Source organism: Pseudomonas sp. ASL4, assembly GCF_056680395.1.
The window spans coordinates 7,448,777-7,474,860 of the sequence record NZ_CM155280.1 but is presented as its reverse complement, the minus strand read 5'-3'; the positions used below and the strand labels follow the sequence as shown (position 1 = coordinate 7,474,860).

Sequence of the window (26,084 nt, the reverse complement as noted above, 5' to 3'; positions counted from 1 at the left end):
CACAACAGCCCGCTCCCACAGGGAATTGCGTCAGGCCCGGGCTTCGTGCTCGGGCCCTGACACCCAGTGGCTTAGTTGCTCTTCACCGCATAATCCGGCTTCTTGTCGTTGCCATCGATAAACGGGCTCCACGGCTGGGCGCGGATCGGCCCTTCGGTCTGCCACACCACGTTGAACTGACCGTCGGCCTGAATCTCGCCGATCATCACCGGCTTGTGCAGGTGGTGGTTGGTCTTGTCCATGGTCAGGGTGTAACCCGACGGCGCGGCAAACGTCTGCCCGGCCAACGCTTCACGAACCTTGTCGACGTCAGTGGACTTGGCCTTTTCAGCCGCTTGCGCCCACATGTGGATGCCGACGTAGGTGGCTTCCATCGGGTCGTTGGTCACCGCTTTGTCGGCGCCCGGCAGGTTGTGTTTCTTGGCGTAGGATTTCCAGTCCGCTACGAATTTCTTGTTCACCGGGTTCTCGACCGATTCGAAGTAGTTCCACGCCGCGAGGTTACCCACCAGCGGTTTGGTGTCGATGCCACGCAGTTCTTCTTCGCCTACCGAGAACGCCACGACGGGAACGTCGGTGGCTTTCAGGCCCTGGTTGGCCAGTTCTTTGTAGAACGGCACGTTGGAGTCGCCGTTGACGGTCGAGATGACGGCAGTCTTGCCGCCGGCCGAGAATTTTTTGATGTTGGCCACGATGGTTTGGTAATCGGCATGGCCGAAGGGGGTGTAGACCTCTTCGATGTCCTTGTCCGCTACGCCTTTGGAGTGCAGGAACGAGCGCAGGATTTTGTTGGTGGTGCGCGGGTAAACGTAGTCGGTGCCCAGCAGGAAGAAGCGCTTGGCGCTGCCGCCTTCGTCGCTCATCAGGTATTCCACCGCCGGGATTGCCTGTTGGTTCGGCGCGGCGCCGGTGTAGAACACGTTCGGCGACATTTCTTCGCCTTCGTATTGCACCGGGTAGAACAGCAAGCCGTTGAGCTCTTCGAACACCGGCAACACCGATTTACGCGACACCGAGGTCCAGCAACCGAACACCACGGCCACTTTGTCCTGGGTCAGCAACTGACGGCTCTTTTCGGCGAACAGCGGCCAGTTCGAGGCTGGGTCGACGACTACCGGTTCCAGCATCTTGCCGTTGACGCCGCCCTTGGCGTTGATTTCGTCGATGGTCATCAACGCCATGTCTTTGAGGGATGTTTCGGAGATCGCCATGGTCCCGGACAGGGAGTGCAGGATGCCGACCTTAATGGTCTCTGCGGCCTGGACAGTCCAGGTCATGCCCATCGCGGCAATGGATGCCGTGAGTGTGAAAGCCTTGATCAAGCTGCGACGCTTCATTGTGCGATCTCCATGAACGTTTAATTTTTTTTTGATTGGCAGATGCGGACTACTGAAAGCTGTTTTGCAAGGGCTGTGCCCGGTCGGCAAAAGGTAAGGAAATGTCGTATTAGAGCGGTAGAGCGACGAGGGTGGCGCACCATAAAAGGACGGGGCTGGGGCGACGGTGCGTCAGGATGCGCCACATCGGGGCGAAGGGCCGCAAATCTCCGTGGGAGCGAGCCTGCTCGCGATAGCGGTGGGTCAGTCACATTGATTCTGAATGTGCCGCCGTCTTCGCGAGCAAGCTCGCTCCCACAGGGTTTGCGGTGTGGCTAGGCCGGGACGACGTTGTCGAGGGCGCGGTTCACGGCCAGTTCGGCCTGCATGATGATTTGCTGGATCGCCAACGCGGTGTGGCGTTGCGGGCCGATCAGGTTGTTGGTGAAGTCGCTGGCCAGGACACTTGCTGAGGCCAGCGATTCACAGGCGTTGGCCAGCAGGCTTTCGGTGTCGACGTCCGGGGCGATCATGTACATGGTGCTCGGCCGACGCGGTTTTTCGGCGTAGGGGGCGGGCGGATTGAGGTAGAGATCGATCGCGCGGTTGATGGCTTCGCGGTCTTTGAGCACGTTTTCGGTTGAGGTGTTTGTGTTGATGGGTGGATCTGGAACTGGCTTCTTGGTCATTTAATTTCCCTGTTCATGTCTGGAGCCATCACTTTCCGTTTCTCACACGGAAAGGGGTGGCAGCTATGTGCAGGGTGAGAAAACCGGGAACAGAGAACCGGCCGGACCGAAGTCCGCCCGCACACAGCCGCCATAGAGCATTACAGGCAGCGGATAGCTGGCGGCAATTATGGTGGTACTTGCGCTTGATTCAAACAAATCTGTTTCCCGGGTTTCTCACACCCGATCGCTGAATGTTCAGCGACAGCCAAAGACTAGAGAATCTGCTTGCCACACGGCAACCTGAAAAAGCCGTGGGAAAGTTCAGGTGTTTTGGCATCCGCTTAAACACACAAAACAAACAGACGACCACAAATCCACTGTGGGAGCGAGCCTGCTCGCGATCGCGGTGGGTCAGTCACAGAGATGTTGGATGTGCCGCCGTCATCGCGAGCAGGCTCACTCCCACAGGGTTTTGGGGTGTGTTTGTGGGATTAGCGGCGGCGCATCAGGCCGATGAAGAACAGGCCGCCGATGGCGGCGGTGGCGACGCCAATCGGCAAATCTTCGGGGGCGATCAGGGTACGGGCGGCGACGTCGACCCAAACGAGGAAGAGGCTGCCGAGCAACACGCAGACGGGTAACAATCTGCGATGCTCCGCGCCGACCAACCGCCGCGCAATGTGCGGCACCATCAGCCCGACAAACCCAATCGACCCACTGATCGAAACAAGCACGCCGGTCATCAGCGAAGCAATCAAAAACACCCGCAACCGCACCGTGCGAGCATTCAAACCCAACGTCACGGCAGTCTGCTCACCCGCCATCAACGCATTCAACGGCCGTGCCATCCCCAGCAACAAAACCAATCCGAGCAACACACTGGCCGCCGGCACCGCCAGCAATTCCCAGCGCGCCAACCCGAGCCCGCCAAGCATCCAGAACATCACCGCGGAACTCGCGCGATGATCCCCCAGAAACAGCAGCAAATTGGCAATCGCCATCATCACAAACGACACCGCCACACCACACAACAGCAACCGATCACTGTCCAGCCGCCCATTGCGATTGGCGATCATCAGCACGATCAACATGCTCGCCAACGCGCCAATAAACGCCGCAATCGGCAAGGTCAGCAGGCCGACGATTTCCCCGACATGCAGCACCACAATCACCGCGCCAAGGGTCGCACCTGAAGTGACGCCAAGCAGATGCGGATCAGCCAGCGGATTGCGCGTCACCGCTTGCAACACCGCGCCGATCAACGCCAGCCCGGCCCCGACCAACGCCCCGAGCAACATGCGCGGCACGCGGATCAGCCAGACGATATGTTCCTGCCCGGTAGCCCAGTCCGGAGCGCCGACTCCCAACATCTTGTGCAGCAAAATCCGCCACACCACGTCCACCGGCACCCGCGCCGGGCCAAAGCCCAGCGACACCACGCACGACACCAGCAACAGTGCGCCGAGGGCGGTCAGCAACAAGGCATAGCGACGGTCGATCATTCGCCGTGGAACCCTTTGGCCAGGGTTTCCACCGCCAGCACGTTGTCGATCCCCGGCGTGGCTTGCACGTACGGAATGACGATAAAGCGCTGGTTCTTGATCGCGTCCACCGATTGCAGGGCTTTGTTGTTCAGCAGGAATTGCTCTTTCTGCTCGGCCGTAACTTCGCCGTAGTCGACGATCACGATCACCTGCGGATTGCGCTCGACCACGTTCTCCCAATTAACCCGCGTCCAACTGGCCTCGACGTCATCCAGAATATTTTGCCCTCCCGCCGCATCGATCAGCGCTTGTGGCATGCCGGGGCGCCCGGAGGTCATGGCCCGGTCTTCGCCGCTGTCGTAGAGGAAGACGCGTGGTTTGTCCGCCGGCAGATCCTTGCGCACCTCGGCGACTTGTTCCTGCATCTCGGCGATCAAGGCGTTGGCGCGATCCTGCACGTCGAAGATTTTGCCGAGGTTGCGCAGGTCGTTGTAGGTGTCGTTCAGGCTGGCCGCCGGGCGCTTCATGACGAAGGCGCAGGATTCGGTCAGCTCGTAGACGTTGATGCCCAACGGTTGCAGCGTTTGCGGCGTCAGGTCACCGCCGACGCGCATGCCGTAATCCCAACCGGCGAAGAAGAAATCGACGTTGGCGTTGAGCAGGGTTTCCACCGACGGGTACTTCGCCGCCAGTTCCGGCAGACCGTCGAGGATGGTCTGCATCTCGGGCGTCACCGACTTCCATCCGGTCACGCCGCTGTAGCCGGCCATGTGCGGTTTGAGGCCGAGGGCGAGCATCATCTGGGTCATGTTGATGTCGTGGCTGACCGCGTGTTTCGGCGCTTGCTTGAACGTCACGTCGCGGTTGCAGCTCTGAACGGTCAGCGGGTATTTCGTCGCCTCGGCAACGGCGTGGGCACTGCCCAGCAACAGAGCGACACAGAGCAGGGAACGCACAGTCATTATTGGGTTATCCAGGTGATTCGGGGGTAGCCGTGGAGGGGGTGTTCGTCGATCAGCGCTTCGACGCCGAAAACCTCGCGCAGCAGCAGCGCGGTCAGGACTTCTTTCGGTGTGCCGCTGGCGACGATGCGGCCGTGGTTGATTACGTACAAACGATCACAGAAAGCGGCGGCCAGGTTGAGGTCGTGGATGCTCGCCAGGGTGCCGATGTTCAGGCGTTTGACCAGTTGCAGCAGTTCGAGCTGATAGCGCGGGTCGAGGTGGTTGGTCGGCTCGTCGAGGATCAGCAGTTGCGGTTGCTGGGCCAGGGCGCGGGCGAGGATCACGCGTTGTTTTTCTCCGCCGGAAAGGGTGGCGAAGGCGTGGTCTTCGAAGCCTTTTAGGCCGACCGATTCCAGCGCCTGAGTGGCGAGGTTTCGGTCTTCGATTGTGTCGCCGTCGAACAGGCCTTTGTGCGGCGTGCGGCCCATGGCGACCACTTCCTCGACGGTGAGGCCGAAGGCGTCGGGGAATTCTTGCAGGACCACGGCAATGCGTTGCGCGCACCAGCGCGAGGATTGCTTCCAGACGTTGTGATGCTCGAGTTGAACCTCGCCTCTGTCGGGTTTGCTGAAGCGATAGGCGCAACGCAGCAGGCTGGTCTTGCCACTGCCGTTGGGGCCGATCAACCCGACAAACTCACCGGCGGCCACGTGCAACGAGGCGTCACGCAGTTGGAACTGGTGATGGCAGTGGCCGAGGCCCAGGGGTGTCCAGGCGAGGTTTGTGAGGTTCAGCGAGGTCATGCGTTTACTCTAAGATTTTTGGTGTTGCTGATGACGCCTTCGCGAGCACGCCCGCTCCCACATTTGATCGCATTCCAATGTGGGAGCGGGCTTGCTCGCGATGAGGGCTTTTAGGCTGCGATTAATACGGCATGCGTGCGTTATACAGTAACACCAAAAGTGACCGGGAGATAAGCGCGCGAAGTCTACAGATCCCTCTAACGCACGCATCTCGCCTGACTCATGATGAAGATGAAGCAGATTCAGTTTGTCGATTGAAGCGCGACAGCAGCAGCCGATCCAGCACCCACACGACAATCAACGAGGCGCCCACCAGCGGAAAAATCACCGCCAGCACCAGCATGATCGCTACGCCGGTTTTCCATTTCGGCAGGTCGTGGCGCAGCGGCGGAACACCGAACTGGCCGTCCGGCCGACGCTTCCACCAGATCACCACGCCACTGACCGCGCTGAGCAGAATCATCAGGCAAATCAGCAGCACGATGATCTGATTGAACGCACCAAACATCTTGCCTTCATGCAGCATCACGCCGATTTCCGTGGCTCGGGCGACGGCGCCGTATTGCTCGTAGCGCACGTCGGCGAGAACCTTGCCGGTGTACTGATCGACGTGCAGGGTGGCGTCGTTGCGCGGGTCGTCGGCGAACACCGCGATGGTGAACACGCCGGTGGCGGTGGTCGGCAAGGTGATGCTGTAACCCGGTTCGACCTTGCGTTGCACGGCTAGGTTTTGTACGTCTTGCAGGTTGATGGTTGGCGCCGCAGGACCGGCCGGCGCGGCACCGTGAGCCATGTGCTCGGCGTGGTCGCCGGACATTGGCATCGGCGTGTTTTCCATGGCCCAGGGCACGGTCTGGCGGGTGGCGCTGTTGAGGCTGCGGGCCTCGACGTCGGACTTCGGCATGTCGTTCCACATTGCCGCCGGGAAGCGGTTCCAGACTTCGGCGTATTGCTTGCCCCAGAAACCGGTCCAGGTCATGCCGCTGAGCAGCATCACCAGCAAGAATGCCGCGCCCCAGAACCCGGTTACGGCGTGCAGGTCGCGCCACAGCACACGACCGCGACGGCTGAAACGTGGCCACAACACGCCAGCATACTGACCGCGCGGCCACCACAGAAATACCCCGGACACCACCAGCACTACGCCCCAGCCAGCGGCGAGTTCGACCAGTCGATCACCGACGGTGCCGATCAGCAACTCGCCGTGAATTGCCCGGGCGAGGGCTTGCAGGTTTTTCTTGGCGTCTTGCTCACCGAGGATGTCGCCGTGGTACGGGTCGATGAAGACGTTGAGCTCGTGACCGGCATTGATCACGACAAACTGTGCGCTTCGTTCGGCGTTGACCGGCGGCAGGTATTGTTTGATCTGGCCTTGTGGATAGGCCTCTTTCACCCGCTTGGCCAGGTCATCGGCGGACACCGTGTGATGCCCGGCCGGGACGTTCATCAGGCTGGCGTACATCAGCGGGTCGAGTTGCGGTTTGAACAGGTAAAGGGTGCCGGTCAGGGCCAGCATCACCATGAATGGCGCGACGAATAGCCCGGCATAGAAATGCCAACGCCAGGCCAGGTTGTAGAAATTCGGTTTGGGTTGTTTCATCAGGTGCTCCGCTTGGCTTGAGTCTTTTGTTGTTGTCCGGTGACTGCTGCGCAGTCAATCGCGAGCAGGCTCGCTCCCACATGGCCGGTGTTGGACCTGTAGGAGCGAGGCTTGCCCGCGAAGCTTTTAGAAGCTCATATCGACCTTGGTCCAGAGCGTGCGGCCCGGTTCGTTGATGGCTTGCGGGTCATTGGCCGGATAGCCGAAACCGGCGTTACCGGCCAGGTTCAAATGCTCGGCGTACGCCTTGCCGAACAGGTTGTCGACGCCGCTGCTGACCTTCCAGTTCTTGTTGATGCGGTACGCGCCGTTAAGCGAGAACACGCCGAACCCTGCGCTCTTGTCGAAGTCCTTGCCGACCACGTTGCCCTTGTTCTGGTCGATGCGGTTTTGCGCCGCAACCACACGCCACAAGGCTCCAGCACTCCAGTTGTCTTCGCTGTAGGTCAGGCCGAAGCGCGCATCCAGCGGCGGCATTTGCGGTAGCGCTTTTCCGTCGCTGCTGTTCTTGCCCCAGGCATAGGCCAGGGTCGCGTCGGCCTTCCAGTTGGAGGTCAACTTGTAAGCCGCACCGAGTTCGCCGCCCATGATTCGCGCGTCGATGTTCTGCGCTTGCGAGGTCGTGCCCATCATCCCCGGTGTGTAGTTGAACAGGATGTAGTCGCGCACTTGGCCGACATAACCCGATGCCCAGGCTTCGAGGTCTTCGGTCTTGTATTGCAGGCCGAAGTCGAGCTGGGTGGTTTTTTCCGGTTTGATCGAATCAAAGGCATTCACTGAACCGGCCGGGCCGGACTTGGGCGAAAACAGCTCCCAGTAATCCGGGAAGCGCTCGCTGTGGCCGAGGCCGGCGTAGAGCGTGGTCGGGCTGTTGGCCAAGTCATGCTCATAACGGACGAAGCCGCTCGGCAGGGTGTCGGCGCGGGTCTTGTCGGCGGTCGGGTTCGGCATGCTCATCATCCCGGAGCCGATGGTCTGCCGATAATCCTTGGCCGAAGCACGGTCCACCCGCGCGCCGGTAATCAGCCGATCACGGTCGGCGGCGTACCAGGTCAGTTCGCTGAACACCCCATAGTTATGGAAGTCGGCGTCCTTGGTGTATGGCTGTTCCTTGTAGGCGTCGACGCCCATGGCGCTGCGTTGACGGTGTTCGTTGGTCTGCGCGTCGAGGCCGCTGATCAGTTGCAGATCGGCCCAGTGCCAAGTGGCTTTGATCCGTGCGCCGAGAGTGCGCCGGTCGACGTTGGAGGCCATCGGCCCGGACATCATCCCGGTGCCGGACGGTGTGCGCAGGGTGTAGTTGTCCATCACGTGGTCGGCGTAGTTGTAGTAGACCTGCGCCTCGACCTTATCCAGCACGTCGCCGATGTTGGATTTCTCGAACCGCAGGCCCAGGCTTTCGCGCTTGAATTGCGTACCGTCCATGCCCCGCCCGGCGTAACGCGCTTCGCCATCGCCCTTGCCGGCGGTCAGCTCCAGCAAGGTGTCGGCGTCCGGGGTCCAGCCCACCGCCACGTCGCCGTTCCACTTGTCGTAACGCGACGCTACGGTGTCGTTGTTGCCGTCCTTGTAGTCGTCCGAATGCGCGGTGTTGCCGATCACCCGCACGTAGCCCAACGACCCGCCGGCAGCGGCGTCCACCACTTTGTCGAAACGGCCGTTGGAGCCGGCCAGCACGCTGGCGTTCACGCGGGAGCCGAGTTCACCGAAGTGTTCCGGTTCGCGGTCGAAGAGGACTGTGCCGGCTGATGCGCCCGGTCCCCAAAGCACGGTTTGCGGGCCTTTGATGACGGTGAGTTTGTCGTAGGTTTCCGGCGAGATGTACGAGGTCGGCGCGTCCATCCGGCCGGGACAGGCGCCGAGCATCATGCTGCCGTTGGTAAGGATGTTCAGCCGCGAGCCGAACATGCCGCGCAGCACCGGATCGCCGTTGGTGCCGCCATTTCGGACTAAAGCGAAGCCGGGAATGGTCTTCAGGTAATCGCCACCGTCACTGGCCGGCACCGGTTGGCGCGGGTCCTTGGGGTTGGTGACGATGGTCAGCGGCGAGCTCGGCGCGATGGCGGTGATCACGGTTGGGCTCAGTTCTTCGGTGTGCTCGGCATGTTCATCAGCCAGCACTATCGGGGTCAGCAAAACGCCGCAAAGGACGGCAATAGCGTGCCTGAAACGCAGTCGGGATTCGTTCAGGGCAAAGGAGGTCGGGGTGCAGCTCAAGCGTGTGTCAGCAGAAAAGCGGGACATGAAAATTTCCATCGAACAGTCGTAAACGACACGGCCGGCAGCGTGCGCAATCCTTGTGGGAGCGGGCTTTTGTGGCGAGGGGGCTTGCCCCCGTTCGGCTGCGAAGCAGTCGTAAACCAATGCACGCGGTGTACCTGGTACACCGCGATTGCTGGTTTTTGGACCGCTTCGCGACCCAACGGGGGCAAGCCCCCTCACCACAAAAGCTCATTCCCACAGGTTGCTTTGGCTGTCTTCTAAACCGTGTGAGATCAAGGTGCGTGTTTACGAAACGATAGGCGGGGCGCGGGTTCGGGCGCCGGGGAAGAAGGTTTGCCGGGCGTGGCCCAAGCGGGTGGCAGGAGTGGTGAAGGTCGTGGCGTGCGGTGTATTGAATGCCGTGAAAGACTGCCCGCCTGTAAGCGCCGGGCAGTTGAACAGCAGGCTGCAATAGCCGCATTTTTCCCAGAGCGGGTGGTGCTCTGCGGCGGGTGGGCAATGTTCGGCGGCTTGTTCTTCAGCGTGTTCGCCGTGGCCGTCCATGCTCATGTCCATCGACATGCTCATAGACATTGAGGCGCGTTGATCCATCGGCATCGACTGAGAAATCAGCGGACCGATAAAGATCATCAGCATGGCGAACAGGCTGATCCAGCTGCCACGGGTCAGGCTCAAGGGCTGACGGCGGCGCACGGATAACCTGGCGCTAGGGGCGCGCACGGGCGTTTTTTGGGTTGGCGATTACTGGGCGTGCATATGCTTTTGCATGCCGTCCGGGGCCTTTTTCTGCACCGCGACTTCAACCGTCACGTCGCCGGACTTCTCGAAATGCATGGTCAGCGGGAAGCGTTTGCCGTCGCTCAGCAGGCTACGATCTTTCAGGTTCAGCAGCATTACGTGATAGGCCATCGGCGCAAAAGTAACGTTGCCGCCGGCAGGGATTTCGACGCTTGGCACCTGCTGCATTTTCATCAAATCGTTCTGCATGACGTGCTCATGCAATTGGGCTTCGCTGGAAATCGGCGAGTCGACGCTCAGCAAACGGTCAGCGGTTTTGCCGTTGTTGTGAATCACGAAGTAAGCCGCCACGGTCGGCGCGTTCGGTGGCAACTCTTGCGACCACGGGTGAGCGATTTCGAGCTCGCCGGCCTTGTATTCGTGAGCACTGGCAAAACAGGCAGGCAGCAGCAATGCGGCCAGAACGATGAGTTTGTTCAACATGGCAGTTCTCCAGAACGATTCAATACGCAGGTCAATTGCGAGAAGGAATCACACCAGAGGGGGCGCGCGGGGGTTGAGACTCGGCCATTGCTGGCGCGGTGTCGGCGTATCGAGAGAGGCGGCAGGCAGGCTTCGATTGGCCTCGTAGCGCGCGAAATACAGCTGCGGCACATGCCCCGGCAACGCCACCAACGGCGCAGAGCCCGAGCAGCACCAGCAATGCTGCATGTTGGAATGATCGTCGTTCTGTGGGGCTTTCTGCTCAAACGTGCCCAGGGAAATCGCCACCATCTTGGTGCCGCTGGACGTGCAGAAACTGCCCCACAGCAATTGCTCGGCGGGTGATTTCGCCGACTGCGCCATCGCTCCGGTCAACGGCATGGCGAGCATGTTGAACAGCACTGCGAAGCAGGCGATCCAGGCAAATGCGAGCCGTTGTCGGGACATGGGATAAATCCGGTTGGGTGGGCGATCAGGCGCGGCTATTTAGCCTGATCAGGGCCGATAAGTAAAAAAGCGGCGTGCGGTGTGGTGTCGCAGCGAACTTTCAAAAGAGTGTAGCGGCTTCGATTCGGAGTGCCGGAAGAGTTGAGGCGAGCCCACAATCCTGTGGCGAGGGGGCTTGCTGTGGCGAGGGAGCTTGCTCCCGTTGGACTGCGTAGCAGTCCCATCTTTTGTGAGCGCCACGCACTCAAGCGGGGGCAAGCTCCCTCGCCACGAATTATTCATTCGTCAGTCAGATGGCATTTGCCAGTGCTGCCAAGACATCGGCCACCGCCCCAAACTCCCGCTCAACCCCCGCCAACACCGGCCGCTTCAACACCAACACTGGCACCCCACGTTCCCGCGCCACTTCCAGTTTCGGTTCGGTAGCGGTGCTGCCGCTGTTTTTGCTGATCAGCACATCGATCTGTCGGCGTTCGAACAGTTCGCGTTCATCCTCGATCACAAACGGCCCACGGGCGCCGATGACTTCGCAGCGTTCGTTGCCGGGGTAAACGTCGAGTGCGCGCAAGGTCCAGAATTGCTCCTGCGGGATTTCGTGCAGGTGCTGCAAGGGCTCGCGACCGAGGGTGAACAGCGGTCGTCGGAATGGTTTTAGCGCTTCGATCAATTCTGCCCAGTCGCTGACTTCCCGCCAGTTGTCCCCAACCTGTGGTTGCCATGCCGGGCGCCGCAGCGCCCAGCATGGGACGCCGCTCAACTGCGTTGCGGTCGCAGCGTTTTGGCTGATTTGTGCGGCGTAGGGGTGAGTAGCGTCCAGCAGCAGTTCAATGCCTTGATCGCGAATGAATTGAGCCAGGCCTTCAGCGCCACCGTAACCGCCGACGCGAACCTGACAGGTCAGATCCGTCGGCACTCGACCGACACCGGCCAGGCTGTAAATGTGTTCCGGGCCAAGCGTCCGGGCAATGGCCAAAGCTTCCGTCACGCCACCCAGCAACAACACGCGCTTCATTGAAAGTCTCCCGGTCAGTTAAAAAAGCTAAGGCCAACCACATCACCTGTGGCGAGCGAGCTTGCTCGCGTCGGGCTGCGCAGCGGCCCCAAAATTCACGCAATGCCACCCATTTTGTGAGTGCTGCGCACTCAAGCGGGAGCAAGCTCCCTCGCCACAGGGGGGGCGGCATGGCCAACAATCCCACCCTGGCGATCAATCGCAAACACCTCAACCTGAACCTGCGCCGGCACCACGCTGCGAGCAAACTCCAGGGCATGCCGACACACTTCATCCCCAAGCGCGATCCCGACAGCGCTCGCCATCGCCAACGCCTGCTGACTGGTATTCGCCTCACGGATCGATTGCTGCAAAGAGGCATCAGCCCCAATCGCCGCCGCCCACTCAGCCAGTTGCGGCAAGTCGATGCTCGAATGCCGACTGTGCAAATCCATATGCCCCGCCGCCAGTTTGCTGATCTTGCCGAAGCCGCCGCAAATGCTGAGTTTATCCACAGGTACTTTGCGCAGGTGCTTGAGCACGGCGCCAACGAAGTCGCCCATTTCGATCAAGGCGATTTCCGGCAAGTTGTAGACCCGGCGCATGGTGTCTTCGCTGGCGTTGCCGGTGCAGGCGGCGATGTGCAGGTAACCGTTGGTTTTGGCGACGTCGATGCCTTGGTGGATCGAGGCGATGTAGGCCGCGCAGGAAAACGGCCGGACGATGCCGCTGGTGCCCAGGATCGACAGTCCGCCGAGAATCCCGAGGCGCGGGTTCATGGTTTTCAGCGCCAGGGCTTCACCGCCCTCGACATTGACCGTGACCTCGAAACCGCCGCGGTAATCGAGTTCTTCGGCCAGCAAGGTCAGGTGATCGGTGATCATTTTGCGCGGCACCGGGTTAATCGCGGGTTCGCCGACGCCCAACACCAAACCCGGCCGGGTGACAGTGCCGACGCCACGACCGGCGATAAAACGAATGCCCGGCTCGGTACCCAGCCGTACGTAGGAATAGAGCAGCGCACCGTGAGTTACGTCCGGGTCATCACCGGCGTCCTTGATCGTTCCAGCCTCGGCACCGTCATCGATCAATCGGCAGAATTCCAGGCGCATCTGCACCTGCTTGCCTTTGGGCAGGATGATCTCGACTGCGTCCGCATAAGAGCCGCTCAGCAACAAACGTGCAGCGGCGAGGCTGGTGGCCGTGGCGCAACTGCCGGTGGTCAGGCCGCTGCGCAAGGGCGCGGGTTGTTCGGCGGTTTCGTCACGCATCGAGCGGCTTCGTCACATCGAGCAAAGTGATCGGCAGCGCCTGGCGCCAGGTGTCGAACTCGCCAAGCGGTTGCGCCTGAGCGATATGAATGCGCGTCAGCTCACCGCCATGCAGTTCGCGCCAGGCCATCAGGGTCATTTCGCTTTGCAGGGTGACGGCGTTGGCGATCAGTCGACCGCCGGGTTTCAGCGCAGTCCAGCAGGTGTCGAGCACGCCGTCGCGGGTCACGCCGCCGCCGATGAAAATCGCGTCCGGCCGTTCGAGCCCGGCCAAGGCTTGCGGCGCGCTGCCGCGAATCAATTGCAGGCCTGGAACGCCAAGGGCATCGCGGTTGTGTTCGATCAACAGTTGCCGACCGTCATCGGCCTCGATGGCCAATGTCCGGCAACTCGGGTGAGCGCGCATCCATTCGATGCCGATCGAGCCGCTGCCGGCGCCGATGTCCCACAGCAGTTCGCCGGGTGTCGGTGCGAGGCGGGCGAGGGTGATGGCACGCACGTCGCGTTTGGTCAGTTGGCCGTCATGCTGGAAAGCTGAATCCGGCAGACCGGCCAGGCGTGAAAGCCGCGCGGTGCCGGGTTCGGCGATGCATTCGATGGCGATCACGTTGAGATCGGCAACGGCTGATGAGGTCCAGTCGCTGGCAACGCCGTTGATTCGCCGTTCGGTATCACCGCCCAAATGTTCCAGGACGCTCAGCCGGCTCGGTCCAAAACCGCGTTCACGCAGCAACGCCGCAATCGCCGCCGGGCTCTGTCCGTCATTGCTCAGCACCAGCAACCGCATGCCACTGGACACGTGCGCATTGAGCGCGGCGACCGGGCGCGCCACCACCGAAAGCGTCACCACCTCCTGTAACGGCCAGCCCATGCGCGCCGCCGCGAGGCTGCAAGAGGAGGGCGCCGGCAGGATCAGCATCTGCTCGGCGGGCACTTGCCGCGTGAGGCTGGCGCCGACGCCGAAGAACATCGGGTCGCCACTGGCCAGCACACAAACAGGCTCGCCATGGCGCTCAAGCACCGGGGCCAGGGAAAACGGACTCGGCCACAACTGCCGCTCGCCGCGAATACACACCGGCAACAAATCCAGTTGGCGCTGGCCGCCAATGATCCGCGAAGCGCCCAGCAGAGCCCGTCGGGCGTTTTTGCCCAGGCCCTTGAAGCCGTCTTCACCGATTCCTACTACTGTCAGCCAGGGTGACATCTACAGTCCTCAAAAATAGTCCTCAAACGGACTGTTCCGACGGGCAGGCTTTTCATGCCGCCTGACAAAGCAGGCATAATACCGCGCCTTCGCCCGCGAAGCGCCTTTCCCACTCTGCCGGTCGCCCCCTTGAACGAACGCCCGATGTCCACCGCCCTACGCCCCTCGGCCTGCCCGGGGTTGCTGCGTATCGTCCCGGCGCTGGATGGCGGGATCTGTCGGATCAAGTTGAATGGCGGCTCGATCAGTGCCGATCAGGCCGTCGCCGTCGCCGATGCGGCTGAACGCTTTGCTGGCGGGGTGATCGAGGCGACCAACCGCGCCAACCTGCAAATTCGCGGGATTGGCAGCGAGCAGTCGGCCTTGATCGACAGCCTGCTGGCCGCCGGGTTGGGGCCAAGGACGGCGGCGGGCGACGATGTGCGCAACCTGATGCTCAGTCCTAGCGCCGGGATCGACCGGCAGATGCTGCTCGATACGCGTCCGCTGGCGGGCCAGATCCTCGACAGCCTGCAAAGCCACCCGCGTTTCCACGAGTTGAGCGCCAAGTTCGCCGTGCAACTCGATGGCGGCGAAGCCCTGGCGATGCTCGAACATCACCACGACCTGTGGTTGAGCGTCGGCGAACAGGATGACGAGTACGTGCTGGCTTTCGGTCTGGCCGGTTGCCCGACGGATGCGCCGATCAGTGCGGTGCGGCTGAGGGATGGCCACGCGCTGGTGATCGCAGTGCTGGAATTGTTCCTCGATCTGGCACGTCCCGAGCAGACACGCATGCGGCATCTGCTGGAAGAAATTCCGGTGGCAGCGTTTGTCGCGCAACTGGCTGAGCGGGTGCCGCTGGTGTCCCTCGCTTATTGGTTGCGTTCAGCGTCCTCGGAGGCCCTGCACATCGGCGCGCATCCGCAGCGGGAAACTGCTCGCGTTTACATCGGCGCGGTGCCGCCCTTGGGCCGACTCGATCCCGCCATGCTCCGAGGCGCCGCCAAACTGGCCCTTGAACACGGCGATGGCAGCCTGCGTTTCACACCGTGGCAAAGCCTGTTGCTGCCCGGTGTCCAGGAACACGATGCCGCTCAAGTTATCCACAACCTGGAAAATCTGGGCCTGCACTGTTCGGCGGACGATGCCTTGGCGCACCTGATTGCCTGTACCGGTTCCGCCGGTTGCGGCAAAGGCCTGTCCGACACCAAGGGCGATGCGCTGCAACTGGCGGCGCTGCTGCAACGCCACGGCCAAATCCTGAATGTGCACCTTTCCGGTTGCCCGCGTTCCTGCGCCGCTGCGCACATCGCCCCCGTCACTTTGCTGGCGGTTTCACTCGGTCACTACGACCTTTATTTTCGCGATGCCACGCTGCCGGGTTTCGGCGCGTTGCACGCACGCAATCTTACTATTGAAGCGGTCGCAGCCTTGCTCGACGCCCGCTCACGGAGCCCCCTAGATGCTTGATTACATCCGCGACGGTCAGGAGATCTATCGCAACTCCTTCGCGATCATTCGTGCCGAGGCTAACCTTTCGCGCATCCCGGCTGACCTGGAAAAACTCGCGGTGCGGGTGATCCACGCGTGCGGCATGGTCGAGGCCATCGACGGTCTGCAATTCTCCGAAGGCGCCGGCAAGGCCGGGCGCGATGCGTTGGCGGCCGGTGCGCCGATCCTGTGCGACGCGCGGATGGTCAGCGAAGGCGTGACTCGTGCGCGTTTGCCTGCGAACAATCAGGTGATCTGCACGCTGCGCGACGACAGCGTTCCTGAGCTCGCTCGCGAGTTGGGCAACACTCGTTCCGCCGCCGCGCTGGAGCTGTGGCGTCCGCACCTGGAAGGCAGCGTGGTGGTGATCGGCAACGCGCCGACCGCGTTGTTCTACTTGTTGGAAATGATCGACGCTGGCGCACCGAAACCGGCGTTGATTCTCGGCTTCCCGGTGGGCTTCGTCGGCGCCGCCGAATCCAAGGCGATGCTTGCGGCGGACAGTCGCGGTGTGCCGTTTGTCATCATGCAAGGCCGGCTCGGCGGTAGCGCCATGGCCGCCGCCGCCGTCAACGCCCTCGCCACGGAGATCGAATGATGCAGCAACCTGGACGCTTGATCGGCCTGGGCGTCGGCCCCGGTGATCCGGAACTGATTACCGTCAAAGCCCTGCGCTTGCTGCGCGAATCGCCGGTGGTGGCGTACTTCGTTGCCAAGGGCAAAAAGGGCAATGCGTTCGGCATCATCGAAGCGCACCTTCAAGAAGCGCAAAACCTGTTGCCGCTGGTGTACCCGGTGACCACCGAAGCGCTGCCGGCGCCGCTGTCTTATGAACAAGTAATCAGCGACTTCTACGACACCGCTGCCGAGCAGCTTGCCGAGCATCTGGATGCCGGCCGCGATGTGGCGGTGATTTGCGAGGGTGACCCGTTCTTCTACGGTTCCTACATGTACCTGCACGATCGCCTGGCCGAGCGTTACATCGCCGAAGTGGTGCCGGGCGTCTGCTCGATGCTCGGCGGCGCTTCGGTGCTGGGTTCGCCGCTGGTGTATCGCAATCAGAGCCTGTCGGTGTTGTCCGGCGTGTTGCCTCATGAAGAACTGAAACGACGTCTGGCCGATGCCGATGCGGCGGTGATCATGAAGCTGGGGCGCAACTTCCCCAAGGTTCGTCAGGTGTTGGAAGAACTCGGTATGGCCGGGCGCGCGCTGTACGTCGAACGCGCAACCATGGCCAATCAGAAAATCGTCCCGCTGGATGAAGTCGAGCCGATGTCCTCGCCGTACTTCTCGCTGATCATCGTACCCGGCGAACGGTGGCAAGGTTGAAGGGCCGTCCAGCTCCGGCGATTGTCATTCTGGGCAATGGTAGCCTCGCCACGGCGCAGCGGATTCAGCAGCGCTACCCGGACGCGTTGATCCACGGTTTGGCCGAGCGGGTTGAAGGCGCTGACCGTACCTATCAAGAGTTCGGCGTGACCCTGCGCGAGCTCTATCAACAGGACACGCCGATCATCGCCCTGTGCGCGGCCGGCATTGTCATTCGCACCCTGGCGCCGTTGTTGCTGGAAAAAGGCGCCGAGCCGCCGGTGCTGGCCGTCGCCGAAGACGGCAGCGCCGTGGTGCCGCTGCTCGGTGGCCTGGGCGGAGTGAATGTGTTGGCGCGAGAGATCGCCGCAGCGCTGGACGTCGCAGCAGCCATTACCACCAGTGGTGAATTGCGTTTCGGCACTTGCCTGCTCAATCCACCGAGCGGCTATGCCCTCGGCGATCTGGAACTGGGCAAACGCTTCGTTTCGGATTTGCTCTCGGGTGAGTCGGTGCGCATCGAAGGTCTGGCCCCGTGGTTGGCCGAGGCGCAATTGCCGGAAGATCAACAGGCGCGATTGGCGATTCATGTCGGTCATGCCGAGCGTCAGCCGAGTGCCAATGAACTGCTGATTTATCCGCGCAATGTGCTGGTGGCGGTGACGGCGGGAACGGCTGATCTCGCTGGCGTCATTCGCGCGGCGTTGCATGAAGCGAACATCGCGTTGCAGTCGCTTGCTTGCCTGTTGGCGGATGAAAGCGACATGGCCAACGGCGCATTGCGCGAGGCCGCGCTTGAACTGGCCGTGCCGCTGCGTTTTGGCGCTCGGTCCGGCAGTGTGTTTGAACAGGCCCGGAGTGCCGCACCATCGCTGCTCACAACGATCGAGGTCAATGACTCGATGACCATCGCGGTCGCTGCCGAACCGCTTGATCCGCTGCTGATCGGCCGTCCTCGCGGACGGCTGGCGGTGATCGGTCTAGGCCCCGGCGCGGCTGAATTGATGGTGCCTGCGGTGAAGGCCGAACTGGCTCGAGCCAACGACGTGTTGGGTTATGAAACCTACGTGCGCATGGCCGGCCCGTTCCGCGCCGATCAGGTGATGCACTGCACCGACAACCGCGAAGAGATGCAGCGTGCCCGCCACGCTTTCGAACTCGCGGCCCAGGGGCGTTCGGTGGTGGTGGTGTCGTCCGGTGATCCGGGCGTGTTTGCCATGGCCGCTGCGGTGCTCGAAGCCCTGCACGAATCGAGCGATGCGAACTGGCACAACGTCGACCTGGAAATTCTCCCCGGCGTTTCCGCATCGCTGGCCACGGCTGCTCAGGCCGGAGCGCCGTTGGGCCATGACTTCTGCGTGATGTCGCTCTCGGACAATCTCAAGCCGTGGTCGATTATCGAGAAGCGTCTTGATCTGGCCGCCCAGGCGGATTTGGCCCTGGCCTTCTACAACCCGATCTCCCGTTCTCGGCCATGGCAATTGGGTCGCGCGCTGGAGATCGTCGCGCAGCACCGTACCGCCGAAACGCCTGTGGTGTTGGGACGTGACATTGGCCGCCCGGGTCAGACTCTGCGCGTGACCACGTTGGGGCAGTTGACCCCGGATCAGGTCGACATGCGCACGATGGTCCTGGTCGGTTCGTCAACCACTTGTGTGTTCCCTCGTGCCGAGGGAGGCGAGTGGGTGTATACGCCGCGGTGGTATGGCGACAAGCCTGTTGGTTAATTAAAAAAACGCCTCTTTTGAGGCGTTATTTATTTGTCTGTCGTTATATCTGGCATTGATTGTTCAATGCCAGATCGTCCCTGCTTGAGTTTCAAGTTGTGTAGACATTAATTGAATATCTTTGCGATTTGATAAGTTCGGTGTGAGTCGTTAGTTTGACTTCAAATAACGTCTGTTGCTGCCTGATGGGGCGGCTGTAAGTGTCGTCTTGTCGAAGCGCTGTCTGTTTGTTCGGTTTCGCTTGATTAATATGTTTCGTTAAATATGGATGTTTAACTATGAGTCAACAGGAAGTTGTCAGTGGTCATGCGTATGTCGGTATTGCCGATCTCTTAAAGCGTTCCGATCTGGAACGCCTGCTTGAACCCTACAAGAAGGCTGATCAGTACGAAGCCATTCTCCGCTATTACCAGGGTTGTATCGATGCGCAGGATGATCAGAGCCTGCTTCGCCCGCTGACATTGCTGGATGAAGCATTGGGGTCACTGGTCCCACCGGTACGCCGACGGCGAGACACGGACGAGCCGTTGTCCCCCGGCAACGGTGTGGAGGCGATATCTGAGCTCCAACAGAAGGTCAGCGACTACGGCAGTCGTGTGGCCCAGAGTGTCGAAACCCTGAAAAGCGCGCTACCGGAAGTTCCGAAGAAACTGCACTTTGTCTGGCTGGGCGGTGGCATTGGGGATATCCAGCGCGACTACATCAATGTCTGGAAGCAAGTCATGGTCAAGGACGGCCATAAACTGATGCTGTGGTATGACGCCGATGCGCTGCTGGCGCATGAGACCAACCGGATCATTGTCCAGGCGGCGAAGGCCAGCGCGATGGCGGCTGGTGGCGAAAGCCTTGCTGTCGCCATCGACCTCAACAACGTGTATGTAGAACGGTTGATACCGCTCAAAGAGCAACTTTATGCCCATATCCTCAGGGCTGGGGAGCAAGGTAAAAGTGCCGATGAGGCGCGTATCGACCTGCTGGTTCGCGGCTATGGACAAGACGAAAAAGCACTTAGGGTATTACGGGAGAAACACCTTCTCAGTATTGAAGCCTTGAAAAGTGAAGACCTGCTGTTATGCGATCTTCAACTGTTGAAAGAGCCGCTGCGCGTAGAGGATATCTATCAGCAGGAAATAAACTTGCGCGGTAACTTTGCCAGCGCTTCCGATGTCGTGCGTACAGAAGTTATGTTTATTGAGGGCGGATTGTATTCCGACGTGGACAATCTTCCACCTCTGATGGAAACATTAGGCGAGGTGGACATCAGCAAGTTTGATGAAACTAGGCGCCTGGGCGTTTTGCAGTTACTGCTGGATCACAACCTCGATTGGATGCCGGGCCGGCAAAACGTAGCGAGTCGGTATAAAAAGTATGTCGACTCCATTGCGCACGATCAACGTGCCGCTCTGGAGACGTTCGCCAGAAGCCGACCGGCGTTGAATGATGTGTTTCATGTTCCGGAAAATCGTCAAGTCCGGCTCGATGGTGTGCGCGCCGTGGCAGTGGGCGCTGCGGTCAATAACTCCTTTCTGATGGGGCATCCTGGCTCGGCAACGGTCAATGCGGTCATCAATCGCTTCCTGATCAATTACGAGGTGGTCAATACCACGGCACGCAAGGCTGTCGAGCAAAACGTCAGGTATTCCGATTTCCCGGTAATGGACAGGCTGGCACTGGAGACCGTCGTTGAACAGTTCGGGCCGCTGGACGAGCTGTCCGACATGGAGGCGTTTACCATCCAAAAATTGGCACAGGGGGCTGCCGACTACTACAGCGATGGCATCTACCCGGGTAGCGAGAACACCATTTTTTTAACCGGGCCGATTGCGATGCTCGAAGGTATAAGCGATTACGAGAAAAGTAACCTGACGCCGAGGACGGCCGAAAAGTTGCGTCAACTCGTCGGGATCAGGGGTAATGGCACGGTCAATCGGCAAACCGAAGAGGAACAGGATCATTCCTGGAAGGAGCAGACCGATTCGAAAGACCAATGGCTGATCGATGAGAAAAAACGCTGGCTGGAGGGCCGGTTCCAGGCGCGCTACCAAGGCGATATTACGCAACTGCTCGAACGCAATGCCATCGAGTTCGAAGCAGGCTGGCCGCTGATCGAAGGGCGGCATGTGTTGTCGACCGGCGTCCTCCAGCGTCTGCTGGATCACTTGGGCGAGCCATTCCTGAGGGCGATGAGTCAGGGAGGTGATACCCGCGTGACATTCGACAAACTGTTGCCGCTGAGTTTTGATGATCGTCAGGCCATCATCGCTCAGGACATCAGTGCTTTCCCGCCCGCCATGCCAGGTGATGTCACAACCCAAGGCCTTTCCATCATTGAAGTACTTGAACGCCTGGCCAGCGGTTCGCTGCTGACGGAACAGTTGAGCGCCGCGCAACGCCTGTCGCTCGGTCAATTGTTGGGGCTTGAGTCGCTGGACAACCGCAGCTTCGAAGCGGTGGCCGACGAACTCGAGAACCTGGCGAAAAGGGTTAGCGATAAAGGCGTCGCGGGGCGCTACGGAGTTATCGAGGAGCAGTTGTTCAAGTGCAAGGCCTCTGAATTCATCGCCGGACTTAAAAGCCCGGTTGAGGGCCTGCTGTCTCACTCCGAGACGGTGCTGGCCCTTAAGCAAAATGCCATGCAAACACCTATGAGCCTGCGTCAGTGGGGGCGCCAGGTGGCCACGATCCAGCTGGCGGCAAAAGCCGAATTCCGTGATCACCTTGCCGAGCGTTCCAGTGAACTGCTGGACAGTTTCACCGAGCCTTGCAAGTTGGTGCCCCAGGATCTGTTGTTCGATGGCTTCGGCGACACCATCGGCCGTCGGTGTTATCCCCTGTCACTGGCGATGGCGGCTGCGATTGCCAAGGGCGAGGCTGCGGTCACTCAACTGCGTGAGCGTTTTTTTGTGAGCGTGCTTTCACCTGATGACAGTGATTCGCGAACTTTTGTACAGGCCATCGAAACACTGCACAACGTGCAGGAGAGTGATGTCGGCACTGTCCTGGCTCGTTCCAGCCTTGAGCAAGTGGTGCAAATGCTGAAGTCCAGGACTACGACCAGCACGCTGATGCTTAACTCTGACAACCACTCCATGCTAATCGCCAAGACCGTTGTCGAGGATCGCAGTCGCTATCACTTCTACGATCCGAACCTGGGTGTTTTTCAGTTCAATCAACTCACGGAGATGCACCGCTCTCTCGAAGTTTTTTTCGAGGAGAAGGGCATGGCTACCTTTTATGGCGCCTATGTTGAGGGCAATCGAAGGACCTTCGACCTGATCGAACTGCAAGGCACGCAGATCGAGAAGGTGGAACTGTCTTCGGGCGTGCGGATTGCAGACGTACTGTTGCCTGGCGAATTGAAAGGTGCGGACATTGCCCGCGTGCGACAACGACTGGCCAGTGCCCGGGGCCAGTCTCTGGTGAACAACTCGCGACTGGGCAAAAGCCTGATGGAGCTGGACAGTCATTGGTGGAGCCAGCAAATCACCCAGGCGAGCAATGACTTGCTGAGCAAAAACAAACTGACCTCCGACTTTATTCCGTTGTTTGAAACCCTGGAAATAAATCCCCAAGGCGAATATCTGCTGAGTCTGATCAAACCTGAAAAACCCGGCATCCCCGAGCAATTGGTACGCGTCACCACCGACGATGCGCGGTTCTTGCGCATCAAGAATCATCTCACCGAACTCTTCGACAAATTGACCACGCGCCGGGTCAGCCCGCTTGATCCAACCAGCGTTGGCGCCGTACACACCCTCAACGCCGGTTTCGCGATTCAGGCCTTGATGAATGCATTGCGCAGCCGCGAGGGGGAGGACCGGAGCCTGACCCTGGCGGTGCGTCTTCACGCCTATGTGAACTACGCACAACTGGTCCATGGTCTGGTGATTGATATCGTCGGCGTTGTAAGTCTGGTACGTCAGGGGCTGGCTCAGGAACGGTTGATCGCGCAGGCCAGTTCCACGGTCGTGGGCGAAGCGCTCGGTCATGTGGCCGGCGAAGGCGTAGGCACCGTGCTGGGGATGGCCAATGTCGGTTTCGACGTCTACCAGTTGAGTCAGGCGGACAACGATGTGGACGTCGCCCGATTCAGCACCCAACTGGCCTTCGACTCGGCCAGTGTCGTGCTGGGTGCCGCGGGCATGGGCGCGGGCCTGGCCTCGGCAGCCACGGCGGCAGCGTTCCTGGGCGGAGCGTCAGTGATCGTGGGTGGGCTGGCCGTCGGTGTCGGTGCATTGGCCCAGGGTTTCGCCATGGTGGCCGAACGATCCAAGCAGGTCGGGGCGTTTTTCTATGAGCTGGATCAAGCGTATCGGGGTGCGCCCTTCAGTTGGAACACGCAGCAGAACGTTTGGCAGGCGCATCCGAAACTGGTGATCCAGAGCCTGAATTTGCGCGACGGCGTGGTGATGTATGACAGTCAGCGCCTGTTTGCGCTGCGAGATCATTTAGGCGTCCCGGATTTCGACGTGGACTACGATCGGGCGATCAATCTGCGTCAAAGCCTCGGGCTGCCTGGCTCAAGCAGGTTCCTCCCGGCGCCTGGCGAGGTGATTATCCTGCCGTGCACACCTCAAGCGTTTTACGGTTACGACTACCATTCGCTGCCCTTCGCTTCGACGCGACATGACAAGGGGTTCGATATTGCCCGCCGCCTGGAGAAGAAAAACGAGAAGGGGCAGTGGCGGTTTCTCTTCACGTTCTACTCGTTCCCGGGCGAATACATCGTCCAGGGCATTCACCCGGCTTACCGCCCCCACACCAGGACGGTCATCCGGGTAACACTCGACGACAAACCTCGTACGCTAGTCGTGCCGGAGTTGCTCGATAGCTGGCATGGCAAGATCGCCTATGAGATCGAGGCGGGCACTGAACCTTGCACGCTGGTGCTCAACCAGGGCGTAAATGTTGAGCTCAAGTCTTCGGCTCTCAAGACCTTGCAGTGGGCACTGCTGGCGACCTGGGCACAAGAGAGCGACATACAGTTCGTGCGCGGTGAAGGCCTCAAAATCGGTGAGGTCAGCATCAAGTACAGCGGCCACGCCGGTTTCGATGTCACGCTGCAGCTGGCGGGTAACAATCGCTATCGGATCGACCATCACCAACAGGTGTTGATTCTGGATGAGGTGGATGCGGTGCCGGGTACAGATGCGCAGACATTGCGCGCGCACTTCAAGGCACTGGCCCGCGAGCACCGACTGGAACAGCCCTACACGCCGGTGCACAAGTTTCTGATCCCGTTCGACAACCCCGAGGAGCAGCGCTACACCACTGCTTACTACGATTCGGCCGCTGACCGTTTCCTCTACATCCAGGACGATGACATCCCTGTGCCCGTCAATCCGCTATTGGGCGCCGTGGTCGATGGCTGCGCGTATTTCTATCATCCGCAGAGTGTTGAGGTACTCAAGACCGACGTGGCGAGCGGCCTGATCAGTCATCGCTATCGGCTGATGCTCAAGAGTGGAGAGTTCGCCGTCACGCAATGTACGGCGGTGCCCGGCGGCGGGGTCAAGGTTGTCCAGGAAGTCGTCCAGGGTAATCAGGGCTTCACCCTGGAATATTTGCTCACTGATGAGGGCGTATTTCTCAGTTCGCTGACCCGCGGCGTTGATACCTTCCTGGATGAGGTTTTGGACCAGTCGCCGATACTGGCCGACTGGAAACCGTTGCTCGGCGACTATATCGCCTGGCCCGCAGTGCCCTCGCCGGAGCGCTTCAAAACATCGACCTGGCAGCTGGCCGCTTTTGTTTCCGTTCATTGGAAACCGGAGGAAGGCCGATCTGACATGAGCTGGGTACGCAGCAGTGATGGCTTGATTATTCGACCGATACCGCAGCGACATCACGCCCGGGGCTGGAACGACTCGGACAAGGACAAGAACCAACTGAGCCTGCTGGCACCGGCGGGTCCTGAGGGGGATGTGTTTGTCGTGTACAAACGCAACAGTTCGCGTCTATACGTGCAACGACGTTCCCTCGTGGGTGAACAGGTAGAGCTGTCGGTCGAGACGAAGACGCTTAAGGGACTCAAGAGCGTTGTGGCGACGCAAGAAGGCTGCTTGGCCGTGACCGAGGAAGGGCTGTTCTATGAGGTGACGCCTCAGGGCGAGTTGCAGTTGGGCGGGCTGACCGAATTCTGGTTCAAGGACCGGCCGCAATGGTGGTCGCAGTTGCCAACCTTGGTTGCCGATGTCCCTTTCACCACGCTGGGGCTGATCGGATTGAGTAATGCTCGCGGTGACGCGCGTTTGTCTGCCTGGTACCTCGACGGTCGTCTGGTGCTGGCTGACCTGGGGCATGGCAAGGAAGTGCGGCTGCTAGGGGCGACTCCGGATAACGCGGCGGCGTGGCTGTTTGATGTAGCCACTGGCGAGATCTACCGCCAACCCTTTATCGACGGCAATCAACTGTCGAAGGCCTTTGGCGATGGTGCTCGGTTGCTGGCACCTGAAGCATTGCCAACGCCACAACCGCTATGGAACCCATGGACCTTCATCGACGTGACGCGCCGTGGCGCCGGCCTGCTGGCCACGACCGTGGAAGGCATACAGATGGAACTGAACCACCAAGAGCCTGCGTTGATCACCGGCGTCGACAGCCAATGGGTGCGGGAACACGACGATGCTCTGAGCGAACACCTGCGCGTGTTGGTGGATAACACGCAGCGTTGCGCCCCGTTACTCAACGTGGCTCACCCTTGGCGCCAACAATGGTTTGTCAGCAGCAGCGGGCGTTTGATCGACGCGGCCACTGTGCCTCGTCCTGACTCATCTGTTGCGGTGGGCACCCAACGGCACACCAACGTCTTGTTGTTCGATGCCGCCGACGGATTTCTACGCCGCTACCCGGTCACTGACAGCGTAGGCCCGTTGGCCTACGTGCGACGCAACGTCGATACGCTGACAGTCGAAAGCAACCAGCAACTCGATGACGTGTTGCCACTAATTCCCGACGACGTAAGTACCTTGATCCTGCGTCTGGGCCATACCGGCGCGACGTGCCGATTGTCACAGGCGGCCTGGCGTCGGCTGGAATCGGTGATCGTCGATTGCAGGCCGCCCCTGGGAAACCAAGTGTCTGTACCGGTCAAACTGGACTGGGCACTGGACTCGCCGGAGCAATTGATCGTCAGCCTCGTGGATGAGCACTTGGTGATGCTCGATCCAGTCACGTGTCATAGCCTGATCTTCCGTGAAGCCTATGCGAAGGATGTCACGCTGCGCGCTCGCGTGATCGTTGCCATCGGCGGTTATCGTTCTACGTCAGTATCGGATCTGGTCAGCGCTCTGATGGCTAAACCGTTGCCGGCGGGCAGTGTCCTGTTCAAGGATGTTATGCAGGATGACCCCGTCATGAGCTGATTGCGGCGAACCATGGCGGTTGCGCCACCTCAAGAAC

General features: G+C 60.4%; 18 protein-coding genes. 5 read left to right on the top strand and 13 right to left on the bottom strand.

Translation table 11 applies throughout. From position 1 onward, the window contains the following. Positions 1–71: 71 nt before the first annotated feature. From urtA to cbiE, 13 genes are all read right to left on the bottom strand, one after another. Positions 72–1,337, bottom strand: a complete 1,266-nt coding sequence (urtA, locus tag AC1MEW_RS34175) for an urea ABC transporter substrate-binding protein (RefSeq protein ID WP_480425088.1) — start codon at positions 1,335–1,337, stop codon at positions 72–74. 314 nt (positions 1,338–1,651) lie between these two features. Further along, on the bottom strand, positions 1,652–2,005 hold the full coding sequence (locus tag AC1MEW_RS34170; protein WP_480425086.1) for a DUF6124 family protein: 354 nt from the start codon (positions 2,003–2,005) through the stop codon (positions 1,652–1,654). 473 nt (positions 2,006–2,478) lie between these two features. After that, on the bottom strand, positions 2,479–3,489 hold the full coding sequence (locus tag AC1MEW_RS34165; RefSeq protein WP_201200211.1) for a FecCD family ABC transporter permease: 1,011 nt from the start codon (positions 3,487–3,489) through the stop codon (positions 2,479–2,481). Further along, complete coding sequence (locus AC1MEW_RS34160; RefSeq protein ID WP_480425084.1) at positions 3,486–4,433, bottom strand: ABC transporter substrate-binding protein; 948 nt, start codon at positions 4,431–4,433, stop codon at positions 3,486–3,488. Before AC1MEW_RS34160 ends, AC1MEW_RS34165 begins: the two co-directional genes overlap by 4 nt. Further along, complete coding sequence (locus AC1MEW_RS34155; protein WP_480425082.1) at positions 4,433–5,218, bottom strand: ABC transporter ATP-binding protein; 786 nt, start codon at positions 5,216–5,218, stop codon at positions 4,433–4,435. Before AC1MEW_RS34155 ends, AC1MEW_RS34160 begins: the two co-directional genes overlap by 1 nt. A gap of 220 nt (positions 5,219–5,438) precedes the next feature. Next, entirely contained in the window at positions 5,439–6,818 is a 1,380-nt protein-coding gene (locus AC1MEW_RS34150) for a PepSY-associated TM helix domain-containing protein (RefSeq protein WP_201200215.1), read from the bottom strand. A gap of 126 nt (positions 6,819–6,944) precedes the next feature. Beyond that, positions 6,945–9,062: a TonB-dependent copper receptor gene (locus tag AC1MEW_RS34145; protein WP_480425080.1), complete on the bottom strand. Its 2,118-nt coding sequence runs from the start codon at positions 9,060–9,062 to the stop codon at positions 6,945–6,947. A gap of 264 nt (positions 9,063–9,326) precedes the next feature. Beyond that, positions 9,327–9,761 (bottom strand): DUF2946 domain-containing protein, encoded by a 435-nt coding sequence (locus AC1MEW_RS34140; protein ID WP_480425078.1) that lies wholly within the window; start codon positions 9,759–9,761, stop codon positions 9,327–9,329. Between the two features lie 21 nt (positions 9,762–9,782). Continuing rightward, positions 9,783–10,262, bottom strand: coding sequence for a copper chaperone PCu(A)C (locus AC1MEW_RS34135; protein WP_480425077.1), 480 nt, complete (start codon positions 10,260–10,262; stop codon positions 9,783–9,785). A gap of 48 nt (positions 10,263–10,310) precedes the next feature. Beyond that, positions 10,311–10,709: a DUF2946 domain-containing protein gene (locus AC1MEW_RS34130; RefSeq protein WP_480425075.1), complete on the bottom strand. Its 399-nt coding sequence runs from the start codon at positions 10,707–10,709 to the stop codon at positions 10,311–10,313. A gap of 289 nt (positions 10,710–10,998) precedes the next feature. After that, positions 10,999–11,721, bottom strand: a complete 723-nt coding sequence (locus AC1MEW_RS34125) for a cobalt-precorrin-6A reductase (protein ID WP_201255643.1) — start codon at positions 11,719–11,721, stop codon at positions 10,999–11,001. A gap of 131 nt (positions 11,722–11,852) precedes the next feature. After that, positions 11,853–12,971 carry a cobalt-precorrin-5B (C(1))-methyltransferase gene (locus AC1MEW_RS34120; protein WP_480425073.1) on the bottom strand — a complete coding sequence of 373 codons (1,119 nt, stop codon included), beginning with the start codon at positions 12,969–12,971 and terminating at the stop codon, positions 11,853–11,855. After that, positions 12,964–14,175, bottom strand: a complete 1,212-nt coding sequence (gene cbiE / locus AC1MEW_RS34115; protein ID WP_201200229.1) for a precorrin-6y C5,15-methyltransferase (decarboxylating) subunit CbiE — start codon at positions 14,173–14,175, stop codon at positions 12,964–12,966. Before cbiE ends, AC1MEW_RS34120 begins: the two co-directional genes overlap by 8 nt. A 144-nt stretch (positions 14,176–14,319) precedes the next feature. Between cbiE and cobG the strand changes: the two genes are divergently transcribed. The 5 genes from cobG (at position 14,320) to AC1MEW_RS34090 (ending at position 26,047) form a co-directional block, all read left to right on the top strand. Continuing rightward, complete coding sequence (cobG, locus tag AC1MEW_RS34110) at positions 14,320–15,627, top strand: precorrin-3B synthase (protein ID WP_322270428.1); 1,308 nt, start codon at positions 14,320–14,322, stop codon at positions 15,625–15,627. Continuing rightward, positions 15,620–16,246: a precorrin-8X methylmutase gene (locus AC1MEW_RS34105; RefSeq protein WP_201255641.1), complete on the top strand. Its 627-nt coding sequence runs from the start codon at positions 15,620–15,622 to the stop codon at positions 16,244–16,246. The genes cobG and AC1MEW_RS34105 overlap by 8 nt, the downstream gene beginning before the upstream one ends. Further along, positions 16,246–16,977 (top strand): precorrin-2 C(20)-methyltransferase, encoded by a 732-nt coding sequence (locus AC1MEW_RS34100; RefSeq protein WP_201205118.1) that lies wholly within the window; start codon positions 16,246–16,248, stop codon positions 16,975–16,977. Before AC1MEW_RS34105 ends, AC1MEW_RS34100 begins: the two co-directional genes overlap by 1 nt. Next, positions 16,974–18,683 (top strand): precorrin-3B C(17)-methyltransferase, encoded by a 1,710-nt coding sequence (gene cobJ, locus AC1MEW_RS34095; RefSeq protein ID WP_322270429.1) that lies wholly within the window; start codon positions 16,974–16,976, stop codon positions 18,681–18,683. Before AC1MEW_RS34100 ends, cobJ begins: the two co-directional genes overlap by 4 nt. A gap of 278 nt (positions 18,684–18,961) precedes the next feature. Beyond that, positions 18,962–26,047: a TcdA/TcdB pore-forming domain-containing protein gene (locus AC1MEW_RS34090; protein WP_480425071.1), complete on the top strand. Its 7,086-nt coding sequence runs from the start codon at positions 18,962–18,964 to the stop codon at positions 26,045–26,047. Positions 26,048–26,084: the final 37 nt, after the last annotated feature.

Excerpts from the sequence above, each read along its gene's own strand:
- urtA (WP_480425088.1), bottom strand. The coding sequence starts at position 1,337 with ATGAAGCGTCGCAGCTTGATCAAGGCTTTCACACTCACGGCATCCATT.
- AC1MEW_RS34170 (WP_480425086.1), bottom strand. The coding sequence starts at position 2,005 with ATGACCAAGAAGCCAGTTCCAGATCCACCCATCAACACAAACACCTCA.
- AC1MEW_RS34165 (WP_201200211.1), bottom strand. The coding sequence starts at position 3,489 with ATGATCGACCGTCGCTATGCCTTGTTGCTGACCGCCCTCGGCGCACTG.
- AC1MEW_RS34160 (WP_480425084.1), bottom strand. The coding sequence starts at position 4,433 with ATGACTGTGCGTTCCCTGCTCTGTGTCGCTCTGTTGCTGGGCAGTGCC.
- AC1MEW_RS34155 (WP_480425082.1), bottom strand. The coding sequence starts at position 5,218 with ATGACCTCGCTGAACCTCACAAACCTCGCCTGGACACCCCTGGGCCTC.
- AC1MEW_RS34150 (WP_201200215.1), bottom strand. The coding sequence starts at position 6,818 with ATGAAACAACCCAAACCGAATTTCTACAACCTGGCCTGGCGTTGGCAT.
- AC1MEW_RS34145 (WP_480425080.1), bottom strand. The coding sequence starts at position 9,062 with ATGTCCCGCTTTTCTGCTGACACACGCTTGAGCTGCACCCCGACCTCC.
- AC1MEW_RS34135 (WP_480425077.1), bottom strand. The coding sequence starts at position 10,262 with ATGTTGAACAAACTCATCGTTCTGGCCGCATTGCTGCTGCCTGCCTGT.
- AC1MEW_RS34130 (WP_480425075.1), bottom strand. The coding sequence starts at position 10,709 with ATGTCCCGACAACGGCTCGCATTTGCCTGGATCGCCTGCTTCGCAGTG.
- AC1MEW_RS34125 (WP_201255643.1), bottom strand. The coding sequence starts at position 11,721 with ATGAAGCGCGTGTTGTTGCTGGGTGGCGTGACGGAAGCTTTGGCCATT.
- AC1MEW_RS34120 (WP_480425073.1), bottom strand. The coding sequence starts at position 12,971 with ATGCGTGACGAAACCGCCGAACAACCCGCGCCCTTGCGCAGCGGCCTG.
- cbiE (WP_201200229.1), bottom strand. The coding sequence starts at position 14,175 with ATGTCACCCTGGCTGACAGTAGTAGGAATCGGTGAAGACGGCTTCAAG.
- cobG (WP_322270428.1), top strand. The coding sequence starts at position 14,320 with ATGTCCACCGCCCTACGCCCCTCGGCCTGCCCGGGGTTGCTGCGTATC.
- AC1MEW_RS34105 (WP_201255641.1), top strand. The coding sequence starts at position 15,620 with ATGCTTGATTACATCCGCGACGGTCAGGAGATCTATCGCAACTCCTTC.
- AC1MEW_RS34100 (WP_201205118.1), top strand. The coding sequence starts at position 16,246 with ATGCAGCAACCTGGACGCTTGATCGGCCTGGGCGTCGGCCCCGGTGAT.
- AC1MEW_RS34090 (WP_480425071.1), top strand. The coding sequence starts at position 18,962 with ATGAGTCAACAGGAAGTTGTCAGTGGTCATGCGTATGTCGGTATTGCC.